The 5,707-nt window shown below is 71.5% G+C and carries 7 protein-coding genes; 1 reads left to right on the plus strand and 6 read right to left on the minus strand.

All coding sequences use genetic code 11. The features are described 5' to 3' along the window. Window positions 1-113: 113 nt before the first annotated feature. The 6 genes from ACYVE9_RS13830 to ACYVE9_RS13855 all read right to left on the minus strand — a co-directional run bounded on the left by ACYVE9_RS13830 (window position 114) and on the right by ACYVE9_RS13855 (window position 4,635). Window positions 114-1,520: an 8-oxoguanine deaminase gene (locus tag ACYVE9_RS13830; protein ID WP_461028127.1), complete on the minus strand. Its 1,407-nt coding sequence runs from the start codon at window positions 1,518-1,520 to the stop codon at window positions 114-116. A gap of 178 nt (window positions 1,521-1,698) precedes the next feature. Beyond that, entirely contained in the window at window positions 1,699-2,670 is a 972-nt protein-coding gene (gene pucL / locus ACYVE9_RS13835) for a factor-independent urate hydroxylase (protein WP_461028128.1), read from the minus strand. A gap of 5 nt (window positions 2,671-2,675) precedes the next feature. Continuing rightward, on the minus strand, window positions 2,676-3,095 hold the full coding sequence (gene uraH / locus ACYVE9_RS13840; protein ID WP_461028129.1) for a hydroxyisourate hydrolase: 420 nt from the start codon (window positions 3,093-3,095) through the stop codon (window positions 2,676-2,678). 3 nt (window positions 3,096-3,098) lie between these two features. Further along, entirely contained in the window at window positions 3,099-3,605 is a 507-nt protein-coding gene (uraD, locus tag ACYVE9_RS13845) for a 2-oxo-4-hydroxy-4-carboxy-5-ureidoimidazoline decarboxylase (protein ID WP_461028130.1), read from the minus strand. Between the two features lie 263 nt (window positions 3,606-3,868). Beyond that, the gene (locus ACYVE9_RS13850) at window positions 3,869-4,321 is read right to left on the minus strand and encodes a helix-turn-helix domain-containing protein (protein ID WP_461028131.1); all 453 of its coding nucleotides are present in this window, start codon (window positions 4,319-4,321) and stop codon (window positions 3,869-3,871) included. Next, window positions 4,318-4,635 carry a YkoF family thiamine-binding protein gene (locus ACYVE9_RS13855; protein ID WP_461028132.1) on the minus strand — a complete coding sequence of 106 codons (318 nt, stop codon included), beginning with the start codon at window positions 4,633-4,635 and terminating at the stop codon, window positions 4,318-4,320. The genes ACYVE9_RS13850 and ACYVE9_RS13855 overlap by 4 nt, the downstream gene beginning before the upstream one ends. 168 nt (window positions 4,636-4,803) lie before the next feature. On the opposite strand from ACYVE9_RS13855, the gene ACYVE9_RS13860 reads away from it, so the two are divergent. Then, window positions 4,804-5,646, plus strand: a complete 843-nt coding sequence (locus ACYVE9_RS13860; RefSeq protein ID WP_461028133.1) for a TIM barrel protein — start codon at window positions 4,804-4,806, stop codon at window positions 5,644-5,646. Window positions 5,647-5,707: the final 61 nt, after the last annotated feature.

The raw sequence follows: 5,707 nt of genomic DNA on the forward strand, positions 1-5,707 counted from the left end.
CCCCCCCCCCGCTTCGTCTGCTGTCCAGGACCCCGCTCGGGTCCTGGACCACCGGCCGGGAGCCGTCCCTCCCGGCCGGGGTTCTGGGGTGTCCGCCTCCGGCGGCGGTGGGGTCAGTCGGCGTCTGCGGCGATCCGGGCGAGTCGCTCGGCCTCGGCACGGGCCCGGCGGGCGATGCCCTCCTCGTCGACGGTGGTCAGCCGGTTGTCCTCGACGACCGTGCGGCCGTTGACCAGTGAGAGGGCGACGGGGGCCGCGGGGCCCAGTACCAGGGCGGCGACCGGGTCCGCGATGGTCGAGTGGCCGATGCCGTCGAGCTTCCACAGCACCAGGTCGGCGAGCTTGCCGGCCTCCAGCGAGCCGATCTCCGCCGTCCGGCCGAGGACCTGCGCGCCGCCCCAGGTGCCGAGCCGCAGTGCCTGCCGCACGTCGAGCGCCTTCTCCTTGTGCGCGCCGAGCCGGTTGATGAGCAGGGCGTTGCGCAGCTCGGTGTGCAGTTCACCGGACTCGTTGGACGCCGTGCCGTCCACGCCCAGCCCGACGGGCACGCCCGCCGCGAGCATGTCGGGCACCCGGGCGATGCCGGCCGCCAGCCGGGCGTTGGAGGACGGGCAGTGCGCGACGCCGGTCCCGGTGCGGGCGAAGGCCGCTATGTCGGAGTCGTTCATGTGGACGCAGTGCGCCATCCACACGTCCTCGCCGAGCCAGCCGGTGGACTCGAAGTAGTCGGTGGGGCCCATGCCGAACAGCTCGTGGCAGAACTTCTCCTCCTCCACCGTCTCCGATCCGTGGGTGTGCAGCCGCACGCCCTTGCGCCGGGCGAGTTCGGCGCCCTCCCGCAGCAGGTCGGTGGAGATGGAGAAGGGTGAACAGGGCGCGACCGCGATGTGCAGCATGGAGCCGAACGACGCGTCGTGGTGGGTGTCCACGGCCTGTTCGGTGGCGAGCAGTGCGCCTTCGGTGGTCTCTACCGCGAAGTCCGGTGGCAGTCCGCCGTCGGAGGTGCCGCGGTCCATGGAACCGCGGGCGGCGGTGAAGCGCACGCCCGTCTCACGGGCGGCGCGTATCTCGGCGCCGAGCAGGTCGCCTGAGCCGCGCGGGAAGACGTAGTGGTGGTCCATGGCGGTGGTGACACCGCCGCGGGCCATCACGGCCAGTGAGCCCTGCGCGGCGGCGTGCACCATGTCCTCGTCTATGCGGGACCAGGTGGGGTAGAGCGCCACGAGCCAGTCGAACAGGTTGGCGTCCTGGGCGAGCCCCCGGGTGAGCCACTGGTAGAAGTGGTGGTGGGTGTTGACCAGGCCGGGGGTGGCGAGGTGGCCGGTGCCGTCGACGCGGCGCACCACGTCCGGCAGGTCCCGCGGGGCGGGGCCGGGCCCGATCGACTCGATGACGTTGCCGGCGACCACCACGTGGCCCGACGCGTACTCGGTGTCCTGCGCGTCCACGGTGGCGATCGCGCAGTTCTCGATCACCGTGCGGGTCACCGCGGTGCTGCGCGGTGCAGCCGAACCAGTCATGGGATGTACCTCGTGTTTCCGTGACTTCGGTTGCGGGCCCGGAGGTCGAGCGGGGTGCCGACCGGGTCCGCCGGGGTGGTGCGCAGATGCCCCCGCTCTCCCCCGTGCATGTGTACGCCGGCGCGGGCGTGGGGGTGGGTGGTGTGCCGCCGGGCGGCGCACCACGGGCCGGTCGGGACTACAGGTTGGTCATGTCGACCGGGATCCGGGCCTCGGCCCCGTCCCGCAGCACGGTGGCCTCGATGAGGCCGTAGGGGCGGTCGGCCGCGTAGTAGACGGCGCCGTCCTCGGTGTCGTTCTTCAGGCCGAAGGGTTCCAGGTCGACCAGGAAGTGGTGCTTGTTGGGGAGCGAGAAGCGGATCTCGTCGATCTCGCCGCGGCCGTTCAGCACCCGGGAGCCCATCTGGTAGAGCGTCTGCTGGAGCGAGAGCGAGTACGTCTCCACGAAGGCGTCCAGCATGTGCTGCTTCGCCTGCTGGTAGCTGCGTTCCCACTGCGGCATGCGCTGCTCGTCGCTGGTCCAGTTGTGCCGCCACACGGAGGTCACCGAGGTGGCGAGGATCCGGTCGTAGGCCTCCTTGAGGGTGGTGTACCGGTCCTTGACGTAGCCCCAGAACTCCGAGTTGGTGGAGTTCATGACGGTGAGGTCCTTGAGGCCGGAGAGGATCTCCCAGTTCTCGCCGTCGTAGGTGACCTGGGCGGTGCGGGTCTCCTGGCCGTTGCGGACGAAGGAGTGCCGCACCTGGTCGGCGCCGATGAACCGGGAGCGGGAGTCGGAGCTCTCGATGCGGTCCCAGGAGTACTGCTCGATCCGTATCCGGGCCTGCTTGATCGGTTCCTGCGACTCCACGAAGTGCCGGGCCAGGTGGATGCCGAACTGCTCCGCCGACTCGAGGCCGTGTTCCTTGGCGAAGGCGAACACGGTGTTCTTGGTGGTGTCGGTCGGGAGCACGTTGGCGTTGGACCCGGAGTAGTGCACCTCGTCCATGTCGCCGGAGAGCGCGACCGAGACGTTGAGGTCCTTGATGTGGTGGGTGTCGCCGTCCCTGGTGATCTTGACGACGCGGTTCTCGGCCTTGCCGTACTGGTTCTGGCCGAGAACGGTGTGGCGGGCCGGACGTGCGGTGGCGGAACGGGAAGTAGCAGTCATGGGTGTCAGCTCCCTCGGTACACGGAGTAGCCGAACGGGTTGAGCAGCAGCGGTACGTGGTAGTGCTCGCCCGGGTGGACGGCGAAGACGATCGCCACCTCGGGGAAGAACCCGCCACTCTCCCTTTTCTCAGGGGCGCTGTCCCTTACGCGGGGGGCGTCCTGCTGTTCCTCGGCTTGCTGGTCGGAGAAGTACGGCTCCACCTCGAAGTGGAGCCGCGCGTGGGTGGTGCCCGGCGGCAGGGCCGGCAGGTCCTTGCAGCGCCCGTCGGCGTCCGTGGTGGACGTGCCGTTCGGGGCCCAGTCTCCGTCCCGTCCGCGCCGGGCGGACAGGTGGACGGCGACTCCGGCGGCCGGGTGTCCGATGCTGGTGTCCAGGATGTGCGTGGACACCGAGGTCGCGGCGGTCGTCGGGTCGGTGCTCATCGGTCAGGCTCCTTCTGCGAGGCGGGTCAGCCGGATGCGGTTGATCTTGACGAGCTCGGTGCGCACGTTCTCGCGTTCCCGCTCCGGCGTGTTCTCGATCCGCTCGCGGACGGCGTCCCGCAACTGCTCCCCGGTGAGGCCGGTGGCGCAGATCAGGAAGACGTGGCCGAACCTCTTCTGGTAGGCCAGGTTCAGTTCGAGCATCTCGGCCCTGAGGTCCTCCGGCGCTCCCGCCATGCCGCGCTGTTCGCGCGAGGACGTGGGGTCGCCCGGCTTGGGCCGGCCGATGGGCGGGTGGCCGGACATGGCCTCGGCGAGGCCGCCCTCGTCGAGTTCGGCCATGGCGGCGTCGCTGGCGGTGAACAGGGCGGCCGCGTCGCGGAACGGTCTGCGGGTGAGCATGTGCTGCACCCAGGCCGTCGAGGCGCAGACCTCCAGGAGCGAGGCCCGGGCGTCGCTCTCCTCGGCGGTGTTGAACCGGGTGAGACCCGGCGTGGAGCTGGAACTCACGGGAGGCCTTTCCTGGCCGTGGTGCGGTGCGGACTGGGAACAGCTAAACGCCGCCGACCGCACGGCGTCAACACTTTGTTGAAACTCTTCGACGGGAAAGCCGCCGCCCGGCGCTCGGGCAGCGGCTCACGGCGGACACGTCCGCACCGGTCACCAGGGGTGCGCACACTCCGACGGGGCGGGGCGAGAACGCCGGTCACGCCAAGGGGTCACCCGCCGCCCGCGGGGGATGGACGGATCGTGCCGGCGACGGGCGGGCGGCCTCAGCCCTCGGCTCCGGCGGCACTCCCACCCTCGCCCCCCGCAGGTTTCTCCGCCTTGCCGGAGCCCTTGGCCGCGCTCCCGGCGCCCTGGGCGTTCTCCCTGTTCAGGTAGTTGTAGACGGTGAAGCGGCTGACGCCCAGCGCACCCGCGACGGTCTCCACGCCGTGCCGCACGGAGAAGGCGCCGCGGGTCTCGAGTATGCGCACCACCGTCTGCTTGGTCTTGCGGTCCAGTTCACGCAGCGGCTTGCCGTGCCGGCGCTCCAGGTCCGCGAGCAGGTGGTCCAGGGAGTCGGAGAGGTGCGGCAGTCGCACGGCGAGCACCTCGCGCCCCTCCCAGCTGAGCACCACGTCGTCGCCCTCGGCGCCCTCCGGGGCGAGCATCTCGCCGCCCATGGCGTCCACCAGCGGACGGACGGCGGCGGCGAACGGGTGTTCCTCCACGCCGCTCATGCGCTGACCCCCGGTTCGCCCGCTCCGGTCCCGTCCGCCGCGCCGCCCGGCCCGGTCTCGCCCGCTTCCGGCCCGGAAGGCACCACGTTCAGCTGGAGCGAGACCCGGGTGGCTCCGGCGCGCAGGGTCTCGCGCAGCAGGTCCGAGACGGCGGCGATGACGTGTTCGGCCGAGCCTTCGGCGGTGTTGCCGAAGGGGCCGACGTCAACGGCGTCCAGGTCCGCGGCCTGCACCACCTCGCGGGCCACCACCGCGTGCTGCGGGGCCTCGTCCAGATCGAACGGCTCAGTCGTGAACTCCACTTTGACTCGCACGCGCTCAACGTACCCCGGAGACCGCGGGCCGCCACCCTGCGCGTCCGGCTCACCAAGGGCGTGCATCACCGCGAGGGACACGGACCCTCTTGACATCCCGAGCGAAACACCTGCACTCTTCCACCACATAGAAACCAACTTCCGCAATACGGAAGGAGTGCCGGCTCCATGGTCTCCCCGGACACGCGCTTCACAGTGAACCTCTCCCTGCTCTTCACCGAACTCCCGTTGCTGGAAAGGCCGGCCGCCGCGGCGGCGGCCGGCTTCGACGCGGTCGAGCTCTGGTGGCCGTGGCCCGACACCCCCACCCCGGCGGCCTCCGAACTGAACGCCCTGCGGGACGCGCTGCGGGACGCCGTCACCCGGCTGACCGGGCTGAACTTCTACGCGGGCCGCCTCCCCGGCCCGGACCGCGGCGCGCTCTCCGTGCCGGGCACCGAGGCCGAGCGGTTCCGGGCGAACATCGACGTGGCCGTCGACTTCGCCGACTCGCTCGACTGCCGGGCCCTCAACGCTCTCTACGGCAACCGCGTCGAGGGGGCCGACCCGGCCGGGCAGGACCGGCTGGCCCTGGAGAACCTCACCCTCGCCGCCCGCGCCGCCCACAGCATCGACGCGGTACTGCTGGTGGAGGCGCTCAACCGGCCCGAGTCGCCGCAGTACCCGCTGGTCAGCGCGCCCGCCGCGATGGACGTCGTGAACCGGGTGAACGCCGCCACCGGCCTGGGCAACGCCCGCTTCCTGATGGACCTCTACCACCTCGCCATGAACGGCGAGGACCTTGCCGAGGTCATCGAGCGCCACTCACCGCGCACCGGGCACGTGCAGATCGCCGACTGCCCCGGCCGAGGCGCTCCGGGCACCGGCGGCCTGGACACGGCCGACCTGCTCACGCGGCTGCACAAGGCCGGCTACGACGGCTGGATCGGCCTGGAGTACAAGCCCGGCGAGCGGCCGAGCGCGCAGTCCTTCGACTGGCTGCCCCCGGATCTGCGCGCCTCCGGCCGCTGACGGACCCACCGCACCGGAAGCCGACCGTCCAGCCGACGGCGCGGGCTGGCCGGCCCGCCCC

The organism is Streptomyces sparsus (assembly GCF_054776295.1).